Raw genomic sequence first — 334 nt, forward strand, 5'->3', positions numbered from 1 at the left:
TGCGGCCTTCGGCAAGTGCCGACCAGAGCGCGAGCACGTCGTGCGGCGAAGCGTCGGCGAGTAGCGAAGTACTACGCGTGTCGTTAGCCTGGCTGGCGGACGGATCGGTTTCGCAACAGACGAAGCGGATTTCGCGCTGCATCGACGTGCCGCTCGCAATGCGCTCGTAAAAGCGCGGATGCCGGGCGGCAGGTTCGCATGAGAAAACCACCAGCAGATCGGCGCGCGAGCGCACTTCGGACAAGGTCGTGAAGAATGCGCCGCGACCCTGCAGCGCGAGCGTCGAGGCGCTCAGCGCGTCGCCATGCAGCGAATCGAGAATCGCGCCGCAGCC

Annotated in this window: 1 pseudogene; it reads right to left on the bottom strand. The window is 65.9% G+C overall.

What is annotated here, in order from left to right:
- A pseudogene (locus SB753_RS35680) lies at nt 1-334 on the bottom strand (formylmethanofuran dehydrogenase); the annotation flags it as partial.

This window comes from Paraburkholderia sp. SIMBA_053 (genome assembly GCF_046534895.1).
Classification (GTDB): Bacteria; Pseudomonadota; Gammaproteobacteria; order Burkholderiales; family Burkholderiaceae; genus Paraburkholderia; species Paraburkholderia caledonica.